Source organism: Mesorhizobium sp. C416B (assembly GCF_030323165.1).
GTDB lineage: Bacteria > Pseudomonadota > Alphaproteobacteria > Rhizobiales > Rhizobiaceae > Mesorhizobium.
In genome coordinates, this window is the sequence record NZ_CP100471.1 from 4,308,239 (window position 1) to 4,330,609 (window position 22,371).

The 22,371-nt window shown below is 63.8% G+C and carries 19 protein-coding genes; 9 read left to right on the forward strand and 10 right to left on the reverse strand.

The genetic code is table 11. The features are described from left to right. Positions 1-232 precede the first annotated feature (232 nt). Entirely contained in the window at positions 233-1,639 is a 1,407-nt protein-coding gene (locus NLY43_RS21010; RefSeq protein WP_245260366.1) for a M48 family metalloprotease, read from the forward strand. A gap of 96 nt (positions 1,640-1,735) precedes the next feature. Here the strand turns inward: NLY43_RS21010 and NLY43_RS21015 are convergent, their stop codons facing one another. Next, positions 1,736-2,593, reverse strand: a complete 858-nt coding sequence (locus NLY43_RS21015) for an RNA polymerase factor sigma-32 (RefSeq protein WP_023693606.1) — start codon at positions 2,591-2,593, stop codon at positions 1,736-1,738. 397 nt (positions 2,594-2,990) lie between these two features. Between NLY43_RS21015 and NLY43_RS21020 the strand changes: the two genes are divergently transcribed. The 3 genes from NLY43_RS21020 to NLY43_RS21030 all read left to right on the forward strand — a co-directional run bounded on the left by NLY43_RS21020 (position 2,991) and on the right by NLY43_RS21030 (position 5,346). Further along, positions 2,991-3,764, forward strand: a complete 774-nt coding sequence (locus NLY43_RS21020) for an amino acid ABC transporter substrate-binding protein (RefSeq protein WP_023712815.1) — start codon at positions 2,991-2,993, stop codon at positions 3,762-3,764. Between the two features lie 137 nt (positions 3,765-3,901). After that, a complete protein-coding gene (locus tag NLY43_RS21025) occupies positions 3,902-4,582 on the forward strand; it encodes an amino acid ABC transporter permease (protein ID WP_023713270.1) in 681 nt (226 codons plus the stop codon). Beyond that, entirely contained in the window at positions 4,579-5,346 is a 768-nt protein-coding gene (locus NLY43_RS21030) for an amino acid ABC transporter ATP-binding protein (RefSeq protein WP_023685808.1), read from the forward strand. The genes NLY43_RS21025 and NLY43_RS21030 overlap by 4 nt, the downstream gene beginning before the upstream one ends. A 195-nt stretch (positions 5,347-5,541) precedes the next feature. Here the strand turns inward: NLY43_RS21030 and NLY43_RS21035 are convergent, their stop codons facing one another. The 6 genes from NLY43_RS21035 to NLY43_RS21060 form a co-directional block, all read right to left on the reverse strand. Beyond that, complete coding sequence (locus NLY43_RS21035; RefSeq protein WP_023673664.1) at positions 5,542-6,123, reverse strand: CarD family transcriptional regulator; 582 nt, start codon at positions 6,121-6,123, stop codon at positions 5,542-5,544. Between the two features lie 426 nt (positions 6,124-6,549). Then, positions 6,550-6,888, reverse strand: coding sequence for a ferredoxin FdxA (fdxA, locus tag NLY43_RS21040; protein ID WP_013529180.1), 339 nt, complete (start codon positions 6,886-6,888; stop codon positions 6,550-6,552). A gap of 253 nt (positions 6,889-7,141) precedes the next feature. After that, positions 7,142-7,528, reverse strand: a complete 387-nt coding sequence (locus NLY43_RS21045) for an RNA-binding S4 domain-containing protein (protein WP_023693611.1) — start codon at positions 7,526-7,528, stop codon at positions 7,142-7,144. 17 nt (positions 7,529-7,545) lie between these two features. Further along, complete coding sequence (locus NLY43_RS21050; protein ID WP_023712817.1) at positions 7,546-11,109, reverse strand: helicase-related protein; 3,564 nt, start codon at positions 11,107-11,109, stop codon at positions 7,546-7,548. Between the two features lie 690 nt (positions 11,110-11,799). Further along, positions 11,800-12,525 carry an acetoacetyl-CoA reductase gene (gene phbB, locus NLY43_RS21055; protein WP_023698448.1) on the reverse strand — a complete coding sequence of 242 codons (726 nt, stop codon included), beginning with the start codon at positions 12,523-12,525 and terminating at the stop codon, positions 11,800-11,802. Between the two features lie 129 nt (positions 12,526-12,654). After that, positions 12,655-13,839 (reverse strand): acetyl-CoA C-acetyltransferase, encoded by a 1,185-nt coding sequence (locus NLY43_RS21060; RefSeq protein WP_023712818.1) that lies wholly within the window; start codon positions 13,837-13,839, stop codon positions 12,655-12,657. A gap of 302 nt (positions 13,840-14,141) precedes the next feature. Between NLY43_RS21060 and phaR the strand changes: the two genes are divergently transcribed. Beyond that, entirely contained in the window at positions 14,142-14,756 is a 615-nt protein-coding gene (gene phaR / locus NLY43_RS21065) for a polyhydroxyalkanoate synthesis repressor PhaR (protein ID WP_023685813.1), read from the forward strand. A 45-nt stretch (positions 14,757-14,801) separates the two neighbouring features. Here phaR and NLY43_RS21070 read toward each other — a convergent pair whose 3' ends face one another. Further along, entirely contained in the window at positions 14,802-15,257 is a 456-nt protein-coding gene (locus tag NLY43_RS21070; protein ID WP_031199718.1) for a GNAT family N-acetyltransferase, read from the reverse strand. 50 nt (positions 15,258-15,307) lie between these two features. Continuing rightward, entirely contained in the window at positions 15,308-15,727 is a 420-nt protein-coding gene (locus NLY43_RS21075) for a rhodanese-like domain-containing protein (RefSeq protein ID WP_023712820.1), read from the reverse strand. Between the two features lie 68 nt (positions 15,728-15,795). Between NLY43_RS21075 and ftrA the strand changes: the two genes are divergently transcribed. Then, positions 15,796-16,809, forward strand: coding sequence for a transcriptional regulator FtrA (gene ftrA / locus NLY43_RS21080; RefSeq protein ID WP_198025496.1), 1,014 nt, complete (start codon positions 15,796-15,798; stop codon positions 16,807-16,809). Here the strand turns inward: ftrA and NLY43_RS21085 are convergent. Then, positions 16,806-17,945, reverse strand: coding sequence for a citrate synthase (locus tag NLY43_RS21085; RefSeq protein WP_023712822.1), 1,140 nt, complete (start codon positions 17,943-17,945; stop codon positions 16,806-16,808). The genes ftrA and NLY43_RS21085 overlap by 4 nt on opposite strands. 92 nt (positions 17,946-18,037) lie before the next feature. On the opposite strand from NLY43_RS21085, the gene NLY43_RS21090 reads away from it, so the two are divergent. The 3 genes from NLY43_RS21090 (at position 18,038) to NLY43_RS21100 (ending at position 22,329) form a co-directional block, all read left to right on the forward strand. Then, positions 18,038-19,126: a citrate synthase/methylcitrate synthase gene (locus NLY43_RS21090; RefSeq protein WP_023712823.1), complete on the forward strand. Its 1,089-nt coding sequence runs from the start codon at positions 18,038-18,040 to the stop codon at positions 19,124-19,126. 373 nt (positions 19,127-19,499) lie between these two features. Next, the gene (locus tag NLY43_RS21095) at positions 19,500-20,630 is read left to right on the forward strand and encodes a patatin-like phospholipase family protein (protein WP_023712824.1); all 1,131 of its coding nucleotides are present in this window, start codon (positions 19,500-19,502) and stop codon (positions 20,628-20,630) included. 520 nt (positions 20,631-21,150) lie between these two features. Beyond that, on the forward strand, positions 21,151-22,329 hold the full coding sequence (locus NLY43_RS21100) for an efflux RND transporter periplasmic adaptor subunit (protein WP_023713273.1): 1,179 nt from the start codon (positions 21,151-21,153) through the stop codon (positions 22,327-22,329). The last annotated feature ends 42 nt before the right edge of the window (positions 22,330-22,371 follow it).

The following is a 22,371-nucleotide window of genomic DNA, read 5'->3' on the forward strand; positions in this document are numbered from 1 at the left end:
TTTGCCCCTACAGCGCCGCACCCGGCCGGATGCGTAAACGCTGTAGGTTTTTTGATGTGTGCAGGATTGCCAACGAAACCGATTTTTCGCTGGCGCGGACCCCGGTTCCAAATCATGCGCCGAGAGCTGAAGGAACGCCGTGCTGCCGACCGGCACTGACACTTTGAAACGCAGACCGCTGGTGCGCTTCCTCGCGCTGGCCGGCCTTGCCGTGGCGCTGGCCAGCTGCCAGATGTTCACGCCTCCCGAAGTGCAGGAATCCGGCTTCCAGCCTTCCGACAAGCCGATCACGGTCGACAATGTCGCCGCCAACAGCAAGCTTGCCGAACTGGCGAAGGCACAGCATCCGCGCATCCTTGCCACCTATGGCGGCGAATATTCCGATCCCAAGCTCGAGCGCATGGTGGCCAAGGTTGTCGGCAGCCTGACCGTGGTGTCGGCCAATCCGACCCAGACCTATCGCATCACCATCCTCAATTCGCCAAACGTCAACGCTTTCGCGCTGCCGGGCGGCTATCTCTACGTCACCCGCGGCCTGCTGGCGCTGGCCAATGATTCGGCCGAACTCGCCGCCGTCATCGCGCATGAGATGGGCCACGTCACCGCCAATCACGGTCTGCAGCGACAGCAGCTCGAGGCCGAGGAAGGCCTGGCGACCAAGGTGGTCTCCGATGTGCTGGGCGACAGTCCGACCGCCAAGCAGGCATTGATCCGCGGCAAGCTGAGGCTGGCGCAGTTCTCGCGCAACCAGGAGCTGGAGGCAGACGCGATCGGCATCAAATCGATCGGCGAGGCGGGTTACGATCCCTATGCCGCCGGGCGTTTCCTGCAGTCGATGTCGGCCTATACCGATTTCCGCTCGATCAGCGGCGCCACCGACGCCAGCCTCGACTTCCTGGCTACGCACCCCAACACGCCGCAGCGAATTGATCTGGCGCAGCGCCACGCCCGCCAGTTCGGCGCGCCGGGCATCGGCACCCGCGACCGCGATTCCTTCCTGGCCGGGATAGACGGCCTGCTCTATGGCGACACGCCGGAAGAGGGCTATGTGCGCGGCCAGACCTTCCTGCATCCGGGCCTCGGCGTTTCGTTCACGGTGCCCGACGGCTTCATCATCGACAATTCGGCGGCGGCGGTGACGGCGACCGGTCCCGGCGACATGGCGATCCGCTTCGACGGTGTGTCGATCGACAAGGATCGTGCGCTGACCGACTACATCAGAAGCGGCTGGGTGGCCGGTCTCGACGAGACCAGTGTGCGCCAGGAGACGATCGACGGCAACGAGGCGGCGACAGCGCACGCCGGCGCCGATGGCTGGCAGTTCGACATTGCGGTGATCCGCGCCGGCGGCCAAGTCTACCGGCTTTTGACAGCGGCCCCCTCGGCCAGCACGACACTCGATCCGGTGGCACGCTCGGTCAGCGGTTCGTTCCGCGTGCTCAGCCCCGCCGAGAAAGCGGCACTGAAGCCGCTGCATATCCGCGTCGTCACGGTACAGGCCGGGCAGACGATGGGCACACTTTCGGCGCAGATGGTCGGCGTCGACCGCAAGCTCGATCTGTTCCGCGTGCTCAACGCGATGTCGCCGGGCGCCTCGGTTTCGGCCGGCGACAAGGTCAAGATCGTCACGGACAGATAGCGCCGGTCTTCGTCAGAAACCCCAGCCTTCGTAGTGCTTTTTTCTGAGATAACTTTTCTGAGATAACTCGGGGCGGTACCCCTGTTCCTGGCAATCTCACGCTGCCATGAATTCGGGGTTCTGCTTGACCAGCGCGAGCTTGAGCTTTTCCATGGCGCGGGCCTCGATCTGGCGGACACGCTCTTTGGAAATGCCGAGCGTCTCGCCGAGCGCCTCAAGCGTCGCACCTTCGTCGGTCAGCCGACGCTCCTCGATGATCCTGAGTTCGCGGGCATTGAGCGCGCGGAGCGCCGTCTTCAGCCACATCAGGCGCCGTTCGACGTCGATGGTGTCGCCGGCGACCTCGTCAGGCAATGGATCGTCCGAAATCAGGAAGTCCATCCGCTCGGTGGTACCGGCCTCATCGGCGAGGGGTGCGTTGAGCGAAGAGTCAGGTGCTGAAAGCCTGGAATCCATCTTCTCGACATCGGCCTCGGAGACGCCGAGGGCTACCGAGACTTCGCGGTAGAGCGTGGCGTTAGAGATCGGCTCGGCGCCGTTGGCAAGACGGGCGCGCAGGCGCCGCAGGTTGAAGAACAGCGCCTTTTGCGCCGAAGAGGTGCCGCCGCGAACGATCGACCAGTTGCGCAGGATGTAGTCCTGCATCGAAGCGCGGATCCACCATGTCGCATAGGTCGAGAAGCGCACCTCGCGCTCCGGCTCGAAACGCGCGGCTGCTTCCAGCAGCCCGACATGGCCCTCCTGGACCAGATCGCCGAGCGGCAGGCCGTAATGTCGGAATTTCGAAGCCATGGAGATGACCAGCCGCATATGGGCGACGGTAATCTGATGCAGCGCCTGCTGATCCTGGTCTTCCTTCCAGCGCAAGGCGAGAACATGTTCCTCATCGCGCTCGAGGTAAGGGGCTTTCATTGCCGTGCGGACCATGGTCCGTCCTGCCGTGTCTTCGATCATGCCGCGCTCCTGCTCCCGGACATTTTCGGACGGCCTGGCGGCCGTTATCTCTGTTTGACGCAATTCCGAGGGAAACCGCTTTCCCACTTTCCTGGAATTGCTTCGGGCCTAGCGCAGCCAAGGGTTCTTGAAATGGAAACGCGGCGCCCTACAACAAGCCATGAACGTGCCACACCGGGGATTGGTTCCGCCGCCGATGGCGGTTGTTTTGTGCGGTCCGACAGGGCGCATCGACACCGCAGATCGGGACTATTGGCACCGATCCGAGCTGCTTTGAGAATCTGATTTCTGGATCGTCGTTTTTTTGAAATCTGGTTCCTTATTTTGCTGCGCTGTATCTGTCAGTTTCCGGCTCTCACAAGCGCCGGACACCGGCCAAGGACGGGATCACACAGAAATGAAATGGCTCAAGTCGCTCATCGTCGCCGGAACGCTTCAGGTTCTGGCTGTTACATCAGGCCACGCCGGCGCCAATCTCGACCAGATCAAGCAGGCCGGCACACTCAAGGTCGGCACCGAAGGCACCTATGCGCCCTTCACCTATCATGATGCTTCCGGCGCGCTGGTCGGCTTCGACGTCGAGATCGCCAAGGCGATCGGCGACAAGCTCGGCGTCAAGGTCGAGTTCCTCGAAGGCAAATGGGACGGGCTGATCGCCGGCCTCGACGCCAACCGCTACGACGCCGTGATCAACGAGGTCGGCATCACCGACGCGCGCAAGGCCAAGTACGATTTCTCCGATCCTTACATCGCCTCCAAGGCCGTGCTGATCGTGCGCGGCGACAACACCGACATCAAGACCTTCGCCGACCTCAAGGGCAAGAAGTCGGCACAGTCGTTGACATCGAATTTCGGCAAGCTCGCCGAGACCAACGGCGCCGAACTTGTCGGCACCGACGGCTTCGACCAGTCGATCCAGCTGCTGCTCACCGGCCGCGCCGACGCCACCATCAATGACAGCCTGTCTTTCCTCGACTTCAAGAAGCACAAGCCGGACGCCAATGTGAAGATCGCCGCGCAGGAAGAGAACGCCGACTATTCCGGCGTCATCGTGCGCAAGGGTGATCCGGAGCTGGTCGCGGCGATCAATAAGGCGCTGGCCGACATCAAGGCCGACGGCACCTACAAGAGGATCGCCGATACCTATTTCGGCCAGGATGTCTCGCAGTAAAGACCATCTCCCGGCGGTTTGCCGGCAATGACCAATAGCGGCGGGCCGTCTTTGACGGCTCGCCGTTTTTCGCATGATATGAGAAGCACACAATCGCACTGCCGTCACCGCGGCGGTCTGTGAAGGAGGAGCCGTTCGTGCCGCACTGGCTACACCTGATGCTGGACTCGTTGCCGACACTGCTGTGGGCGGCGTTGATCTTCACCGTACCGCTGACATTGCTATCGTTCGCACTCGGCCTGTTCGTCGGCCTGGTTGTCGCCCTGGTGCGGCTGTTCGGTCCCAAGCCTCTGGTTGCCGTGGTCCGCTTCTATGTCTGGATCTTTCGCGGCACGCCGCTTCTGGTGCAGCTGTTCCTGATCTTTTACGGCCTGCCTTCGGTCGGCATATTGCTGGACGCTTTTCCGGCGGCGCTGATTGGCTTCACCCTCAACATAGGCGCCTACAGTTCGGAAATTATCCGCGCCGTGATCGGCTCGGTGCCGAAGGGCCAGTGGGAGGCGGCCTATTCGATCGGCATGACCTGGAGCCAGGCGATGCGGCGCACCGTCCTGCCGCAAGCCGGCCGCGTCGCCGTGCCGCCGCTGTCCAACACCTTCATCTCGCTGGTCAAGGATACGTCGCTGGCCGCCGCCATCACTGTGCCGGAGATGTTCCAGGCGGCGCAGCGCATCGTCGCCACCACCTATGAACCGCTGATCCTCTATGTCGAGGCGGCGATCCTTTATCTGGCGATGAGCTCGGTGCTTTCGGCCTTGCAGACGCGGCTGGAGGAGCGGCTCAACCGCTATGGCGGCTTCCTGGAGGCGCGCTCATGATCGGCCTCACCGACATCGAAAAGCGCTTCGGCGACAATCTGGTGCTGAAGGGCGTGACGGTCACCATTGCCGAAGGCAGCGTCACCGCGCTCGTCGGCCCCTCCGGCGGAGGCAAGAGCACACTGCTGCGCTGCATCAACCTGTTGGAGATCCCGACCTCGGGCATGGTGCGCATCGGCGACGAGACGCTGGAATTCCGTCCCGGCATCAAGATCCCCAGCCGCGACATCCAGCGCCTGCGGCTGCAGACCGGCATGGTGTTCCAGAACTTCCAGCTGTTCCCGCATCGCACCGCGATCGAGAACGTCATGGAAGGCTTGGTGACGGTGCTGAAATGGCCGACGGCAAAGGCGCGCGAGCGGGCACTGGCGCTGCTCGAGAAGGTCGGCATGGCGCACAAGGCGGACGATTGGCCGGCAACGCTGTCGGGCGGCCAGCAGCAGCGTGTGGCGATCGCCCGCGCCCTGGCGCCGTCGCCGAAAGTGCTGCTTTGCGACGAGCCGACCTCGGCGCTCGATCCGGAACTGGCGCAGGAAGTGGTCGACGTGCTGGGAAAACTCGCCAGCGAAGGCACGACCATGGTGATGGCCACGCACGACCTTCGCCTTGCCTCCAAGATTGCGCAGGAGGTGGTGTTCCTCGACGCCGGCGTCATCGTCGAGAAGGGGCCGTCCGCCGTGGTGTTCTCCAACCCGGAGCGTGAACGGACCAAGCGTTTTATTGCGACGCTGAAGCAGGAGGCGGAGAAGGAAGCCGGCGGCTGAGCCTTCTACGTTCCCCTTGTGAAGAGGTCGGACGGAAGGTCCGGGTGCGGTCTGGTGTCGTCCCCATCCTCTCTGCTTCGCAGCCACCTGCCTGGGCGAGCCACGGGTCCCGCCCGTCCTTGGAACCCCACAAGGGGGTAAAAACAAAAACCCGGCACAAGGCCGGGTTTTTCATGAATTCGACGGTGAAAGCGATTAGGCAGCTTCTTCCTGCTCGGCTTCCTCATTGTCGGCCTTGGCGCCGCGCTTCGGGCCCTTGTTGAGGTTGACCTCGATCAGGCGCACGGCTTCGGTTTCCGACATGCGGTTGACTGCCGCGATCTCGCGCGCCATGCGGTCGAGTGCCGCCTCATAGAGCTGACGCTCGGAATAGGACTGTTCCGGCTGGTTGTCGGCACGGTAGAGGTCGCGCACGACTTCCGAGATCGAGATCAGGTCGCCCGAATTGATCTTGGCATCATATTCCTGCGCACGGCGAGACCACATGGTGCGCTTGACGCGGGCGCGGCCCTGGACGACCTTCAGCGCGCGCTCGACATAATCCTCTTCCGACAGCTTGCGCATGCCGATGGAGGTCGCCTTGGCGACCGGAACCTTCAGGCGCATCTTGTCCTTCTGGAAGTCGATGACGAACAGTTCCAGCTTGTGGCCCGCAACTTCCTGCTCGTCGATCGAGACGATCTGGCCGACGCCGTGCGCCGGATAGACGATGTACTCGCCGGTCTTGAAACCGTGGCGTGCCGAGGTGGACTTCTTCTGCGGGGTGATCGTTGCCATTACGCCCTGAACTCCTTGTTGTGGCACCGGCGGCCTGCCGGTCCGAACGCATGCGACCGGGGACACCGATCGTTAGCCGCACAACAGATGAACCCATCGGAAAAAGCCGGGACCGGCAAACCGCATACATAGCGACTGCCTGGCCCAGATCGCTCTGGTCCGATTGGGGATTTCACCTTTCAGTGATTTGGGGCGCTTGCGCCATAAATCGACGTTGTGTCACCGGCATGTTTCAACTGGTGTAGCACAAAAAGTCGGAAGAATCAAGGTTTTGCTGCAAACGCGAAGGTCGAGCGCCATCGCCGCCTGTCAAGGCAGTTAATGTATGAGGCGCGTTACGCAGCGTTATGACGATCCAATAGGCCGCACTTTTTTGCTTTGCGCATCACCCTTTCCGAAATCGATTCCGATTTCAGCGTCATGTGCTCAGTCGCCTTCGCCGGGCTCGGCGGAGAAATATTTCTCGAACTTGCCGGCTTCGCCGTCGAAGCTCTTGGCATCTGCCGGAGGCTCCTTCTTGGCGGTGATGTTGGGCCATTTCTCGGCGTATTCGGTGTTGACCTGCAGCCATTTGTCGAGGCCCGGCTCGGTGTCGGGCTTGATTGCATCGGCCGGGCATTCCGGTTCGCAGACGCCGCAGTCGATGCACTCGTCGGGATGTATGACAAGCATGTTCTCGCCCTCGTAGAAGCAGTCGACCGGACAGACCTCGATGCAGTCCATGTACTTGCATTTGATGCAGTTGTCGGTCACGACATAGGTCATTGGTCGGCTCCGGGACGTCCCGTTCTTGCTAGAGCGACGTGCGTCCACTTGGACGCATAAAGTACGCTCTGACACTTTGAATCTGCGCATCGTGCCTTCCGAAAAATCGATTTCCGATTTTCGGGCCGATGCGGCGGCTTTTTTGGTGAGGTAACGCCTTTGCCTGCCGCTTGCAAGGGCAGCCATTGCAGGCGGGGCCCGCGTGTCCGGAATGAAATTCCAGACCGCCGGCATGGCGCAGACGGCCAAGGCTTCAGTCTTCGCCGAACAGCCGGTCGGTTTGCCTGCGCTCTTTCTTGGTCGGCCGGCCGCTGCCGGCGTCGCGCAGCGCCGGAATGGCATCGGCAACAGCCTCGCCTTTTGGGGCCGGCGGCGGGGACATGTCCTCGTAGAGCGTGCGCGCTTCCTCGGCCGGACCGCGCCGCACGCCGGTGCCAAGCACCTTCCAAACGAAGATGCGGCGCTCGTGCGTAATGGTCAAAACGTCGCCAGGCTTGACCAGATCGGAGGCCTGCGCTGCTTTGTCGCTATTAATGCGGACGCGTCCGGCGACAACCAGCTTGGCCGCCAGCGAGCGCGATTTTATCGCGCGCGAAAAGAACAGCCACTTGTCGATGCGCTGACGACCTTCAGCAACCATCGCAGCGAACCTGGGGCTTATTTCTTCAACTGGTCGCGCAAGGCGGCGAGCTTGGCGAAGGGCGAGTCCGGATCGAAGCGCGCCGGGCGTTCCTCGCGTGGCTTGGCCTGGAAAGCCGGCTTGGCGCCTTGCGGTCCGCCTTTGCCTTCCGGCCTGCCGCCTTTCCAGTCAGGCCGGCCCTCGCGCGGACGCTCGCCTTGCGGCTTGCCGTCGCGGCGCTGTTCGCCCTCGGCCTGCGGCTTGGGCTTGAACTTCGAACGGTCGAAGCGTGGCTTGGCGGCACCGTCGCGCTGGTCGCGCCGGCCCTGATAGGCCGGCCGTTCGCCCGGTGCCGGCTGTCCGCCGGCAGCGTCGGCCGGCGCATCGGCGCGGCTAGCCTGGCCGTTACGCGGGCGATTGTCTCTGCGGTTGTCTTGCCGATGGCGCGGGCGCTGCTCGAAACGACCCTGCCGCCACAGCAAGATGGGCTTTGGCGCTTCGGCCTCGGGGACAGGCTCAGCGCTTCCACCCTCCCCCTCGTGGGGAGGGTCGGCGCGCAGCGCCGGGGTGGGGGCAGCGCCGGCGTCGGCGGTTGCGCCTGAAGTGTCTGCTGTGTCTGCACCTGCTTCGTTAACGCTGTCACCCCCACCCGCGTCGCTTCGCGCCGCGACCTCCCCCATCGAGGGGGAGGTAAGGGCGTCGGCGTTTTCGGCGACGGTGGCGTCGGCGCTTTCGGGGACGGTGGCGTCAGCTTCTGCAACAGCCGGAGCTTCTTCCGCGATTTCTATGGGAGCTTCGACCTGTTCTTTCGCGACGGGCTCCGCCGTTGCTTCCTCGATGGCTGGAGCTTCGGCGGTGGCTTCAACGGCCGCAGTTGGCTCCGAACCCTCGGCAGGCGCGCCCGGCTGAGCGTCCGCAGCAACGGCCGCTGCGACTTCGGCGACGGGCTCCTCAGCCGCAGGCTCAGCGGCGGCAACCGCATCCGGTTCCGAACTGTCGGTCGGCGCTTCAGCGACAGCTTCGCCTGCAGCGGCTTCCGCCGTCTGGGCCTGCTCGGCCTTGGCTGCCGCTTCCGCCAGCTTTGCCGCCGCCGCTTCCCGCGCCGCGTTGTCCTGTGCTTCCAGCCGCGCCTTGACCTCTGCCGGCGGCTTCGGCTCGGCGCGATAGCCGAGACCTTTCAGGATCTCTTCCATGTCGTCGGCGGTGGCGCCGAGGATGGACATCATCGGCGGCGTCACCATGAAGGACTGGCCGTCATAGGCGCCGTCCGGGCGCTGTCCCAGACCGGGCTTCCAGTTGGTCGCAGGCCGGATCAGGTCGGCCAGCCGTTCCAGAATGTCGATGCGCACGGCTCGGCGGCCGAGATTGCGGTATCCGGCAAGCTTGTAGAAGCTCTTGTCGAAAGCAGGATCGATGACCACCGAGGTGCGGCCGGAAGCCAGGGCGTGCACCACGTCGCCAAAGCCCGGCTTGTCCTTGCCGTCGTTCTTCAGCGCCCACAACAGCGTAATCAGTCCGGCGGGCGCCGGCTTGATCAGCGCCGGCACGAAGACGTGGTAGGCGCCGAAGCGCACACCGAGCCGGCGCAAGGCGGCGCGACCCTCCTGGTCGAGCGACTTCATTTCCTCGGCGATGTCGCGGCGGTTGATGAGGCCGAAATGCTCGACGAGCTGGAAGGCGATGCCACGGCCGATGCCGGCGATCTGCTCGGCATTCTTCAAATCGACCAGCGGCTTCAGCAGCGACTCGATCTGGAAATTGACGAAACGCTCGGCGCGCGCGGCGACCTTGTCTCGGGCGGGGCCGGTCAACTGCTCGTCGGCCAAAAGCACCAGGCGCGGCTTCAGCGCGTCCTCGCCGGCAACCAGCGTGCCGATCGGCGCGCCGATCCAGCGCAGCGTGCCGTCGGAGCCGAGCGCAAGCTCGCCATTGGCGCAGGCGCCGAAGCGTTCGGCACGCGCCTCGAACTCGGCGGCCAGCGCTTTTTGCGCTGCCGTACGCACGGCCTTGGCGTCTTCGCCGCCGGCGCTCTGGTCGGCGGTGAAGCGGAACCCTTGCAACTCGCCGACATGATGGCCTTCGACAAGGACGGTTCCGGTAGGACTGATTTCGGCTTCAGGCATTGTATTTTCTCTAAGGCGCCGCATGAGGACGGAAGTCCTGCGGTCTACAAACCGTTTCGTCAACCGCTCATGCAGCGCATCCGACAATCTGTCTTCGATTTCGCGCGTCTTTTCCCGCCAGTGTGCCTGATCGGCCAGCCAGCCCGGCCGGTTGGACACGAATGTCCAGGTGCGGATCTGCGCAATGCGGTGCGACAGCGTGTCGATGTCCCCCTCGGTCGTATCGGCGCGGCGCACCTGCTCGGCCATGTAGTTCTCGTCGACATGGCCGTGTTTGGCGAGGTCGGTGTAGATCGAGGCGATCAGGTCGGAGTGCTGGGCAGGCGCGATCTTGCGGTAGTCGGGCAGCGCGCAGGCTTCCCACAGCAGCGCGACGCGCTTGGCATTGGTAGCCAGCGCGCGGATGTCCTCGTCGCGGGAGAGATGTTCGAGCGCCTGCGCATCGACCGCCGGCAGCGCGCGCGTCAGGCCTTCGACCGGCGCGTTGGTTTCGATCGAGCGCTTCAGCGCGTCGAGGCTGGCGAAGTCGAAATGCGCGGTGCGCCATTGCAGCACCTTCACCGGATCGAACTCGTGCCCCTCGATGCGCTTGACCAACTCCTCGTCCAGCGGATCGACCTGGCCGGTGACGCCGAAGGTGCCGTCGCGCAGATGCCGGCCGGCGCGGCCGGCGATCTGGCCGAGCTCGGCCGCCGTCAGGTTGCGGTACTGGTAGCCGTCGAATTTGCGGTTCTGGGCGAAGGCGACATGATCGAGATCAAGGTTGAGCCCCATGCCGATGGCGTCGGTGGCGACGAGATAGTCGACGTCGCCTGCCTGGAACATTGCCACCTGGGCGTTGCGGGTGCGGGGCGACAGTGCGCCGAGCACGACCGCCGCTCCTCCTTGCTGGCGGCGGATCAGCTCAGCGATGGCATAGACCTCGTCGGCGGAGAAAGCGACGATCGCCGTACGCCGCGGCAGGCGGGTCAATTTCTTCGAACCGGCGTAGGCCAGGTGCGACAGGCGAGGGCGCGTCACCACCGAGACGCCTCTCAGCAGCTTTTGCAGGATGCCATGCATGGTGGCCGCGCCGAGCAGCAGCGTTTCCTGGCGCCCGCGCAGGTGCAGGATTCGGTCGGTGAAGATATGGCCGCGCTCGAGGTCGCCGGCGAGCTGCACCTCGTCGATGGCGACGAAGGCAACGTCGGTCTCGCGCGGCATGGCTTCGACGGTGCAGACCGAATATTTCGCGCCGGGCGGCTGGATTTTTTCCTCGCCGGTGATGAGCGCCACCTTGTGGGCGCCGACCTTTTCGCAGACGCGGGCATAGACCTCGCGCGCCAGAAGGCGGAGCGGCAGGCCGATAATGCCGCTCTCATGCGCCACCATGCGCTCGATGGCGAGATGGGTCTTGCCAGTGTTGGTCGGACCCAGCACGGCAGTCACGTCGCGGCCCGACAGGATCAGCGGCTCGGTGTGTTTCGGCTGGATGTTCATCGGCCTGGAGATGAGGCTTTCTGCATCGTGTTGTCGGGAGCGCGCCTCGCGTGGCGCGTATGACAGGCGACACATAGGGATTTCAGGCGCGAAGCGAAAGCGGAATGTTCCGGCCGGCAATCCCACGGTTCGTCTTTGAGGTCTCAATTAACAGTTGGAACGAGTCTGGAACGAATCGGCGACGAATCAGTGACTCCGGCAGATTCAGCTTTTGTTCACGGCTACATGTGGATTTTGCGAGGCTGAGTCTCACCATATGCTGAATCGCGGAAACTGGCCCGATTCCTGCAAGGCGACCATTGGCGTTAACCTTTGCCGGCGGGGCATCGTCGTGATCCGATACGCCTCGGCCAACATTATGAAATTGTTGAATTTTCTTAATCGGCCTTAACCATTTGCCGGTGATTTTCGGCGTTGGTCGTTAACGTTGCGCTCAAAGCCGGAACGAATCGGCGATCAATCAGCGATGGCGGGATTTTCCTGGTTTGTTCACCCCAACATGTTGTGTTGTCCACAGCTTGTCCACCGAGAATTCACAGCTTGCGAACCGGGTTTTGCACAGGGCGCCTGGAAATCGTTAATCTTTGCGTGCCGGAACGGGATGTCTAGCGCGCAGCCCGGAACATCGCCGGCCGGCGATGAAAAAACGGGCCATAAGCCGGCCCGTCCTACCGGGCGAAATGCTGTCGTTCAGGCGAAATACTGGCCGCCATTGGCTGTGATGGTCGAGCCGGTGATGAAACCGGCGTCCTCAGAGGCGAGGAAGACGACGCAACGCGCGATCTCTTCCGGTTCGCCGAGGCGGCCGACCGGGATCTGCGGAATGATGCGTTCATTCAGCACCTTCTCGTCGATCGCCTTGACCATCTCGGTGGCGATGTAGCCGGGGCAGATGACATTGACTGTGATGCCCGCGCGCGCGCCCTCCTGCGCCAGCGCCTTCGAGAAGCCGATGTCGCCGGCCTTTGCGGCGGAATAGTTGACCTGGCCGGCCTGGCCTTTCTGGCCGTTGATGGAGGAAATGGTGATGACGCGGCCGAATTTGCGGTCGCGCATGCCGCCCCACAGCGGATGCGTCATGTTGAAGACCCCAGACAGATTGGTGTCGATGACTTCCTTCCACTGCTCGCGCGTCAGCTTGTGGAACATGGCGTCGCGGGTAATGCCGGCATTGTTGACCAGCACCGAGACCGGGCCGAGATCGGCCTCGACCTGTTTGATTCCGGCGGCACAGGCGTCGTAGTCGGCGACCGACCATTTGTAGGCCTTGATGCCGGTTTGTGCGCTGAACTTCCCCGCTGCCTCGTCATTGCCGGCATAGTTGGCTGCAACGGTGTAACCGGCATTCTTCAGGCCGATCGATATGGCGGCGCCGATGCCGCGCGATCCACCGGTGACGAGCGCTACTTTGGTCATTGAAAGTTCTTCCTCCCTTTGGTCGGAAGAAGGGAATAGGGAGTAGGGAATAGCGAGTAGGGATCGATATCCAGCCGCGCTGCTCCTTCTTCCCCATTCACTACTCCCTATTCACTACTCACTTCTCTTTCACAGCGCTTCCACGCACAGAGCGACGCCCATGCCGCCGCCGATGCAGAGCGTGGCGAGGCCCTTCTTGGCGCCGCGGCGGCGCATCTCGAAAACCAGCGTGTTGAAGACGCGGGCGCCCGACGCGCCGATCGGATGGCCGATGGCGATGGCGCCGCCATTGACGTTGACGATCGACGTATCCCAGCCCATGCCCTTGTTGACGGCGCAGGCCTGCGCGGCGAAGGCTTCATTGGCCTCGACAAGGTCGAGGTCCTTGACCGACCAGCCGGCCTTCTCGAGCGCCCGCTTCGAGGCGGGAATAGGTCCGGTTCCCATGATCGCCGGATCGACGCCGGCCGTCGCCCAGGATGCGATGCGCACCAGCGGGGTGATGCCGCGCCTTGTGGCTTCAGCCTCGCTCATCAGCAGCGCGCCGGCGGCGCCGTCATTGATGCCCGACGCGTTCGCGGCGGTCACGGTGCCGTCCTTGTCGAAAGCCGGCTTCAGCTTGGACATGGCGTCGATGGTGGCGCCGTGGCGGATGTACTCGTCCTGGTCGACGACAGTGTCGCCCTTCCTGCCCTTGATCGTGAAGGCGACGATCTCGTCCTTGAACTTGCCGGCCTTCTGCGCGGCCTCGGCCTTGTTTTGCGAGGCCAGCGCAAACTGGTCCTGGTCGTCGCGGGTGATCTGGAACTGGCGGGCGACGTTCTCGGCGGTGTTGCCCATGTGGTAGCCGTTGAAGGCGTCCCACAACCCGTCCTTGATCATGGTGTCGATCATCTTGTAGTCGCCCATCTTGACGCCGGCGCGCAGGTGCTCGGCATGCGGCGACAGCGACATCGATTCCTGGCCGCCGGCGATGATCACCGTGGCGTCGCCGGCGGCGATCTGCTGCATGCCGAGCGCGATGGCGCGCAGGCCAGAGCCGCAAACCTGGTTGAGCCCCCAGGCGGTGGTCTCCTTGGGCAGGCCGGCATTGATCGACGCCTGGCGGGCGGGGTTCTGGCCCTGCGCGGCGGTCAGCACCTGGCCGAGAATGACCTCGTCGACTTCGCCCGGCTCGACGTCGGCGCGCGCCAAAAGCTCCCTGATCACGACGGCGCCAAGTTCATGCGCCGGGGTGGCGGCGAAGGCGCCGTTGAAGGAGCCGACAGCCGTGCGTGCGGCGCTGGCAACGACGATTGAATTGGAAGCGGACATTTTTCTCTCCAGACTTCGAGGTGTCGTGTTCTTGGGGGCTTGTTGGGACTTTTCTTGCCCGTTCCACACCCCAAGTCAAACCGGAAATGGGCATGCCGGCCAAGCGCCGCAAGCAGGGCGTGAGCGGCCGGCGGGATCGCCCAACCTTTGCTGCGCAGCATAATTGGCCGGCCATGCAGCAATAAATGATGCCGCACTGCACAAAGCGCTTGGAATTATAGAGCTTTTGCGCATATCCTTAAAAATGGCGCAATCGTTACCGGCGGCTTACTCAGGCGCGCCGGTGTCCCGGGAGGATGCTGATGGCCGCGAAAGACGACCCTATCATTATCAAGAAATATGCCAATCGCCGGCTCTACAATACCGGCACCAGCACCTATGTGACGCTCGAGGATCTGGCCGAGATGGTCAAGAAGGGCGAGGAGTTCACCGTCCAGGACGCCAAGACCGGTGACGACATTACCCATCCGGTGCTGACGCAGATCATCTTCGAACTGGAGAACAAGGATGGGCAGAACATGCTGCCGATCCCGTTCCTGCGCCAGCTGATCGCTTTCTATGGCGACCAGATGCAGCAGATCGTGCCGAGCTTCCTCGAACAGTCTATGATGGCCTTCTCCAAGGAGCAGGAGCGGTTCCGCGAACAGATGAAGGGCGCGATCGGCAAGTCGCCGCTGGATGTGATGAAGATCGCCACGCCGATCAAGGCGCTGGAAGAGCAGACACGCCGCAACATGGAAATGTTCCAGAACGCGATGCGCCTGTTCACGCCGTTCCCGACCGCCGCCACAAATGCTGCGGCCGCGGCTGCACCCGAGCCGGCCCGCAAGGACGTCCCGGAAAAGAGCGGCGACGACCTTCAGGAACTGAAGCAACAGATCGCCGCCATGCAGCGCAAGCTCGATACGATGTCGTAAGCGACCGCCGCATGGTCGACCGCCCTCAGTTGGTCGAGGCGGCCGTCACGGGTCGATTTTCAGCTGCCACGGTTCCCAGATATCATCGGGCTGGCCGTCGAGCGAGCGGTAGAAGGCTTTGGCCGGCGAGTTGGATTTCAGCACCGTCCATTTGATGGCGGAGGCGCCAATGCTCAAAGCGTGTTGGCGAAGCTGTTCAACAAGCGCATGGCCGACCCCCATGCCGCGCGTCGCTTCAGTGACGTAGAGTTCCTTCAGCCAGACAACCGGCTTCAGGTCGTAGGTCCAGGGGATGAGGTAGTGGACGGCGATGCCGACGATCACGCACTCTCGCTCCGCCACCAACACGCCGAACCGGGGCGATGGCCCCAGCCCGTGCTCGATGAGGTTCGCTTCGGTGACGCGAAGCTTGTCGTCATAACCCTCGAAGACGGCTAGCGCCCGCATGAGGGCGAGCACCGCACCGACATCCTGGCGCTCGAATGGACGAATTCTAACCATCGCCTTCTGCATGCTTGCTCAGTCTTCAAGGCCGACCATATCGCGTGGCCTCACGCGTGCAAGACACCGGGCTCCTTGCCTGAAGCGAAAGGAAGGTCCTCGTCCTGCCAACCGGTTATGCCGCCGATCATGATCTTCACGGGACGACCGAGGCTGGCCAGCTTGAAGGCCGCCTGATCCGCGCCATTGCAATGCGGTCCCGCGCAATAGACGACGAACAGCGTCCTTTCGGGCCATTGCACCATCCGCCCGGCCGATATTTCGCGGTGGGGCAGATGCCGCGCGCCCGGCACATGGCGGCGTCCATAGGCTTCCGGCGAACCGACCACATGCAGGAGAACAAAGTCCGGCTCTCCGGCACGCAGTGCGGCGGCGACGTCGGAACAGTCGGTCTCGACGGAAAGCCGGCGTAGAAAATGGTCGCGGGCGATATCCGGCGATGCCGCCGGAATGTCTGTCACGTGGCTCATCCTCGTATCTCCATTGCTGATGCGACGGAGAGATAAGACAGGAAGCAGGGCGATTGCAGCTGGCAGCTTTGCCATATATCGTCAAGATCATGCCATCCTCTGCGAATCCGCGCCCTGCCAACCCTCTTGTCGTTGCCGTTGCCTATGACGGGCTGTGCACGTTCGAGTTTGGCGTGGCGGTTGAGATCTTCGCCTTGCCCAGGCCGGAAATGGGTGAGGATTGGTACCGTTTTGCGGTTGCCGGTGTTGATACCGGTGAAATGCGCGCGCTGGGCGGCGTGCGTATTGTTGCCGACGGCGGGATCGATCTGATCGGCCAGGCCGGCACGGTGATCGTACCGGGATGGCGCGGAACGGAGGCGCCGGTGCCGCCGGCGCTGATCGTGGCGCTGCGGAAGGCGAGCGAGCGCGGCTCTCGCATTCTTTCGATCTGTTCGGGCGTGTTCGTGCTTGCCGCCGCCGGCCTGCTTGCGGGCAAAAGAGCGACCACGCATTGGCGCTACAGCGAGAAGCTGACGGAGATGTACCCCGACATCACCGTGATTCCGGACGTTTTGTACATCGATGAGGGCAATGTGCTGACATCGGCAGGCAGTGCCGCGGGCATCGACCTCTGCCTGCATCTGGTTCGGCGCGACTTCGGCACCAAGGCGGCAAACATGGTGGCACGGCGTCTGGTGGTGCCGCCGCATCGCGACGGCGGTCAGGCGCAGTATGTCGAGAGTTCCGTTCCCGAGCTCCATGAGCGCAGCCGGCTTGGACCGTTGATCGACAGGATGCGCGCCAATATTTCCGCCGACTATCCCGTCGCCATCTTGGCCGAGCTTGCCGGGATGAGCGAGCGGACGTTCCTGCGCCGGTTCGCGGCCGCGACCGGTGTCACGCCGGCGCGCTGGCTGCTGTCGGAACGGCTTTCGCGGGCGCGCACGCTGCTGGAAGACACCGCCATGCCGATCGAACGGATTGCCGAGACCGCCGGCTTTGGCGCGGCAGGCACGCTGCGGCATCATTTTCGTCAGCAGTTCGCCACGACGCCCGTCGCGTACCGTGCGCGGTTCGGGAACACGGCCAGGTCGGCTTAAGTCACGCGTCCCTCATAGCGGCCACGCGGCCTGATGATGCTGCCGCTAATGATCTGTTCGACCATATGCGCGGCCCAGCCGACACTGCGTCCGAGCGCAAACAGCTGGAACGGTGCATCGCGCGGCAAGCCAAGGCCGCGCGTTAGTGCGGCCAGGGCGAAGTCGATGTTGGGCTGGGCACCGACCGCCGCCATGGCGGCTTTTTGCAGCTGTTGCAGCGTCTCGTCGACAGGGATGACTTCCAGAAGTGCGGTGGCACGGGGATCGCCGTCGGGATAGAGCGGATGGCCGAACGCCGGCAAGGGCCGATCATGGCCGAGCCAGCGCCGGATCGCCGCATCCGCGCCGTGGGCTGCTGCATCTTCAGCCAGTTGCATCGCCGCTTCGCCGGCGCCACCGTGGCGCGGGCCGGACAGCGTTGCCAGGCCGGCCAGCAGGCATGCGGCAGGCGAGGCGCCTGTGGACGCTGCGACGCGGGCGGCGAAGGTCGATGCGTTGAGTTCATGATCGGCGAGCAGGACGAGGGCGCAGCGGATCGCTTCCGCGCCGGCATCATTCACCGACCAGCCCTGCGCCAGGCGCTTATGGACGGGCGCTGTGCCGGCTTCAGCGCCCAGCGACTGCGCCAGCGCTCCGACTGTGCGCGCGGCCTCGGTGCACAGCGAGGCGGCGCTGCGCCCGAGCGAAGGCCGCCCCTGGCCGGCAAGCATGGCAAGCTGCGCAAAGGCCGAGGCGCGGCCGACTGGATGAGGCGCTTCAGATGACGGAGCTTTGAAAGCCACCGGTTCAGTCGAGGCCCAGAGCACAGCAGCGGTTTCCTCCAGCGTCGCCGCTTTGGAGAGCGCAACGGCGTCTTGCCCTCGATAGATCAGTCGGCCGTGCAGCACAGTCGAAATCGCGGTGACAATCGAGGGTTCGCCCCAGGCGATCGCACTCTCGGCGATGGCCGAGGGACTGCGGCCCCGCGCCCGGCGGGTCGCCAATGCCGCGATGTCGTCGGCGCGGTACTGGCTGCGGCGCGGGTCGCTCTCATCCGGCCGCATGCCGATGCGGCCACGGCTGACATAGGCGTAGAGCGTCTGCGGCCGGACCTTGAGCCTTTCCAGCGCCTCTTCCCGCGACAGCCATTCGGACATTTGAGCTCACATATTGATTATATTGATCAAGATTGATCGAGGCGCAGCCCAACCCTTATCTCCCATGCAGAAAAGCTGCAAGGAGATGAGATATGGCGAACGGGCTCGATGATGTGGTGGCGGCGGAGACCGTGCTCTCCGATGTCGATGGCCTTGGCGGCCGCCTGACGATCCGCGGTCATTCGCTGCCGGAATTGGCGGGACGCTGGCGCTATGCGCAAGTGGTTCGCCTGTTGCTCGACGGCTTCTTCGACGGCCTTCCCGGCGATGCCGAACTGGCAGCGAGGCTGGGCAAGGCTCGCGTCGAGGTGTTCGAGCGGCTTGCACCCTTTCTGCCGCTGCTCGCACCGATTGAGATCTATGGCGCCATGCGCGCCGGCATGGCGCTGCTGCCGGATGGCGAGACGCTGACGGACGCCTTGCGGCTGATCGCGGCGCCCGCTGTGCTGACGCCGGCTCTGCTGCGCCTGGCGCGTGGCGAGCAGCCGATCGCACCTGACGCGAAGGCCGATCATGCCGCCGACATGTTGAGGATGCTCGAGGGATCCGTCCCGTCGCCGGCGCTGGCAAGGGCACTCGACACCTATCTGGTGACCGTCTGCGATCACGGCCTCAACGCTTCGACTTTCGCCACCCGCGTCGTCGCATCGACGCTGGCAGAGCTGACATCGTCGGTGCTGGCTGGGCTCGGCGCGCTCAAGGGGCCGCTGCACGGCGGCGCGCCCGGCCCGGTGATCGAGATGCTCGATGCAATCCAGGCGCATGGCGACGCGGCCGGTTGGCTGCGCGAGAAGGTCGCGCATGACGAGCGCATCATGGGTTTCGGCCACCGTATCTACCGCGTGCGCGATCCGCGCGCCGATGTACTGAAAGCCGTCGTGCGGCAGCTCGGCAGCGAAGGCGAAACCGGCCGCCGGCTGGCCTTCGCCGAACAGGTCGAGCAGACGGCGCTCGAAGTGCTGCGGATCGCCAAGCCGCAGCGCTCGTTGCAGACCAATGTCGAGTTCTACACAGCGCTTGTGCTTGAGGCGGCGGGCTTTCCGCCACAGGCGTTCAGCAATGTCTTTGCTGCCGGACGTGTCGCCGGCTGGATCGCGCATGCGCGCGAACAGCAGACGACAGGGCGGCTGATCCGTCCACAGTCGCGCTATGTCGGGCCGGTGCCGAAGCTTGTCGCTTGAGTTTTTTGCGAAGATGACCCCACCCTAGCTTGCCGAGGCGAGCCACGGGTCTCGCCCGTCCTTCGGACCCCACAAGGGGGGAGGGAAGCTGCCGCGCGCCGCCGAAACGTCGGTGGTTTGCTGAGATCAGCGTCTACCAAGTCTCCCTCCCCCTTGTGGGGAGGGATCAAGGGTGGGGGTATTCGTAGGGCGAAGACCTCGGCGTGGAGGACCATTCCCCATGACCAAAATTTCATGTGATCACGCGACCGTGTTCGTGTTCTTGCCTTGGTCATCCCTTATATGCTGCACTGCAATATAAGTCCGCTGCCCTCGAACCCGCCCGATTTCCGGGCGGAATGAGGCAGCAGCGACCAAACCGAACAGGAACGCCATGACCAAAAACGGCAAGGCGGAGGAAACGAAGAAGATCAACATCGCGCTGCAGGGCGGCGGCTCGCACGGGGCCTTCTCCTGGGGTGTACTCGACCGGCTGCTGGAGGATGGCAGGCTGGAGATCGCGGCGGTGTCCGGCACCAGCGCCGGCGCGATGAATGCGGTGGCGCTGGCCGATGGTTTTGTGCGCGGCGGCGTCGAGGGTGCACGGCAAACGCTCGACGACTTCTGGCGCGCGGTGGCGGCCAAGGGCCGCTTCAGCCCGGTGCAGCGCATGCCGTGGGACGTCGCCTGGGGCAACTGGTCGATCGAGAACACGCCCGGCTATTTCTTCTTCGACACCATGTCCCGAGTGTTTTCGCCCTATGTCGCCAATCCGCTGGGCTTGAACCCGCTGCGTGACGTGGTCGAGCAGGAGATCGATTTCAAAAATGTGCACGCCTGCAAGTCGATGGAGCTGTTCATTTCGGCGACCAATGTCGAGACCGGCCAGCTGCGCGTCTTTTCCGATGGCGAGATCGACCTCGACACGGTGATGGCCTCGGCCTGCCTGCCGCAATTGTTCCGCGCCGTCGAGATCAAGGGCGTGCCCTATTGGGATGGCGGCTATGGCGGCAATCCGGCGCTGTTTCCGTTCTTCAAGACGGCGGCGACGGAGGATGTGCTTTTGGTGCAGATCAATCCTGTGGTGCGCGAAGGCACGCCGAAAAGCGCCAACGAAATCCAGAACCGCATCGACGAGATCACCTTCAATGCCGGGCTGCTGAACGAATTCCGCTCGATCGCCTTCGTCAAGGAGCTGATCGCCGCCGGCCGGCTGCCGCCTGGCGAATACCGCGACATCTGCATGCACCGCATCGATGCCGACGAAGCGTTCAAGGATCTGTCGGCGTCATCCAAGGTCAACGCCGAATGGGCTTTTTTGACCTATTTGCGCGACCTTGGCCGCATAGCGGCGAGCGACTGGCTGGAGGAGAATTACGACGCCGTCGGCAAGCGGCCGACGCTCGATCTTTCCGGCGAACTCGATGACGGCTTCAAACCGGTGCGCGGGCCGGCACCGGGACGGCGGGTGAAGGAATTTCTCGCCGCCCGCAAGAAGCCGGACGCGGAACGCCGGCGGGCCTGAGTCCGCCCGGATCGATCAAGACGATCAGCGAAGTGTTCGGAAAATCGGAGTAGCGCCGATGACTTTCCGTCCCGGAACAACCGTTGCGTGTGACGGTATACAAAATCATACTGACGCCTGCTGCCATTCACTGAGTGGCTACGCAGGTCGCGCCCACATTTGAGCGTCAAAAACTAGTGCGGGCACAGGGGGGTGTCGGTGCTCAAAACGCCTTGAAAACAAAGCGCCTTCAACATCCGTATGGTTCCGAGACTGTGGTTCCGCCGCCTGACGGGGCGCTGACAAAACCGTTTCCCGTTGGCCACACTACATCGCCTGGCACAATGTTCCTGCAACTTTTCGACTGTATTGCGATGCAACTTTGATGTAGAAGCGCGGCTTCGCCGTTCACGGCAAATTGAACACGGCCTGGCGCGCACCCATATCGGCGACGCGCCCGAGTTGGAAGACACGGTAGCTGTTAGACGACGGACTCCTGTTGGATAACGACTTGGCCGAACCCCGCAGTGGAAAAACAATGATGCCGAAGATCAGGTTTCACAAGCTTGCCGCTATTGTCGTGCTCATCGGCTTCGCCGCCTGGATGGGAACAGGCGCGTTCTCGTCCGTCGGCAGCGCCGCTGTCGAAGGTGCTGGCAAGGCAGGCGATCAGGCCAAGCCGGGCGATCAGGCCAAGGCACCGGATGCAACCAAGACCGCCGAGGCCGAACCGAAGGCGCCGCTGCGCACCGTCGCTGTGGTGACGCCGCCGCGCAAGACCTATGCCCGCGCCATCCGCATTTCCGGGCTGACCGAGGCCGACAAGCGCGCCGTGCTGGCGACGCGCGTCGCCGGCGTCATCGAAAAGCTGCCGGTCAAGCAGGGCGATCACGTCAAGACCGGCGACCTGGTGCTGATGCTTGCGGCGGAAGAAAAGATCTCGATGGTCGACAGTGCCAGGCAGCTCGTCGCGCAGCGCCAGGCTGAACTCGACGCATCGCTGCGGCTCATGAAGACCGGCAATCTGCCCAAGCTGCAGCTCGACACGGCGCGTTCGAACCTGACCGCTGCGCAGTCGCAGCTGGAAACGGCGCAGGCCGAACTCGAGCGCAATCTGGTCAAGGCGCCCTTCGACGGCGTCATCGACCGGGTGCCGGTGGAGCTCGGCAGTTCCATCATGCAGGGCGGCGAGGTGGCAACCATCCTCAAGCTCGATCCGGTGATTGCGCGCGGCGAAGTCAGCGAACGCGACCTCGGCTATCTCAAGCTCGGCGACAAGGCTGCTGTGCGGCTGGTCAGCGGCCAGACCGTCGAAGGCACGGTGCGCTACATCAGCCGCGACGCCTCGTCGGCGACCCGCACCTTCCGCGTCGAGATTGCCGTGCCCAATGCCGATGGCTCCGTGCCGGCGGGCATGACGGCCGAGATTTCGCTCAGCGCGCAGCCGACCGATGCCGTCATGTTGCCGCGCTCCGTGGTGACGCTGGGCGACAAGGGCGACCTTGGCATCCGTGCCGTCGACAAGGACAACAAGGTGGTGTTCTTCCCGATCGACCTCGTTGACGACTCGCCGAAGGGCCTGGTGCTTGGCGGCATTCCAGCCGATGCCCGCGTCATCGTCGCAGGCCAGGAACTCGTCAAGGAAGGCGACGTCGTCAAGCCGGTCGAGGCCGACCAGGCGACCATCCAGAAGCTGTTGGGCGAAGCGACAACGCAGTAGCGCCGGAGCGGCCCCGGCCGGGGACAGCCGGGGCGGGGACAA